This is a genomic window from Acinetobacter sp. YH16042, assembly GCF_013417245.1.
Classification (GTDB): domain Bacteria; phylum Pseudomonadota; class Gammaproteobacteria; order Pseudomonadales; family Moraxellaceae; genus Acinetobacter; species Acinetobacter amyesii.
Map to the genome: position 1 here is coordinate 1 of NZ_VPEJ01000127.1, position 1286 is coordinate 1286.

Sequence of the window (1286 nt, forward strand, 5' to 3'; positions counted from 1 at the left end):
AGTCTCAAAATGATAAGTCTTCGTTAATCCGTGTTTTAAATCATCAAATAAGCATCATAGATCGAGCTTTGCCTGCTTCTGCGTGTCCGTTTTAGGGATTGGCATGCGTTGCATGTGGAGGGAATAAGTGTCACTGGTGCAACGTAGCGATAGTCGAAAGGCTAAACCGCTACAGGGGAATCTCACAAAAGCGGAGCGTTAAGAGTAGCTGTATAGGTTGGTTAAGTTGCATGTTGGGGAAACCCTCGCAGAGATACCGCCATACTTCGACAGGGAGCGCGTGGGAGAAGGTGCAAGACCTTTAGTCCTTGTCTGCATAGTCTGCAAAGCTATGTGCGGATACGACCGATATACGTGGCTCCGAAGCCAAAAGAATATGCGGTAAATCGGCAATACTTAAAGGATGTGTCATTTTTTTAAATGACCGCCTTTAGGGAGAGTATTGCCGAAACTCTCTCAACCGTTCACCAAAGCCAAAGCACGAAGTGCGACGCTTGGGTAACGAGTTGAGAAGTTGAGAGCATGTGCTTTTGCTTTTATAGGTTTTTATATTTTTATAGAAGAGCTTTTGAGAAGCTTGTTCTGCTTAGGCTATTATTAAAATCCAATTCTGTTTGTATTAATAATAATGTTATTAGAATATTTTCCTCTGACATCATCGCAAACAGTTGTATAGCTATAATATTCATAGGTTTTTAGAGTACCAATAATATAGCCTCTTTGAAAAATAGGTTCCCATTGATTAGTAAATGGGCTCAAGAAAAGACCTTGTGAACATTCAATCGCTAAATTATTTTTCACTACATTATTTTTAGGATTTGAGTGAACTTCTTTTATAGAAAAATATCTAATATCATTATTATTTGGTGCTGTTTTGATTGAATTTTTGTCTACATATATTTTAGAAATCTCACCTTGAACCGTACCGGGTTTGTCGGAGACCAAGCTTTCTGAGAGAATGTCCCGATGAAAAAAGTAAAATATACCCCTGAAATCAGAGAAAGAGCGGTTCAATTATTGATTGAATCCGAGAAAGATTATCCATCGAATTGGGCTGCGATCACCGCTATTGCTCCCTGAGCAGTATACTGCGCAAGGGTTGTACTCCTGAAACACTACGTGTTTGGTATCAAAAATATTTAGATAAACAAAATCCAGTTAAAGTACAGCAGCTTTCAGACCAAGAACGTATCAAACAACTCGAACGCGAAAATAAAGAACTGCAACGCGCCAATGAAATTCTACGTAAAGCAGCCGCTTTTTTCGCCCAGGCGGAGCTCGACCGC

General features: G+C 39.8%; 1 protein-coding gene and 1 pseudogene. One reads left to right on the plus strand and one right to left on the minus strand.

What is annotated here, in order from left to right; translation table 11 throughout:
- Positions 1-597: 597 nt before the first annotated feature.
- Positions 598-945, minus strand: a complete 348-nt coding sequence (locus FTV37_RS17500; protein ID WP_159138984.1) for a hypothetical protein — start codon at positions 943-945, stop codon at positions 598-600.
- A gap of 21 nt (positions 946-966) precedes the next feature.
- Between FTV37_RS17500 and FTV37_RS17505 the strand changes: the two are divergent.
- Positions 967-1286 (plus strand): annotated as a pseudogene (locus FTV37_RS17505) (IS3 family transposase); the annotation flags it as partial.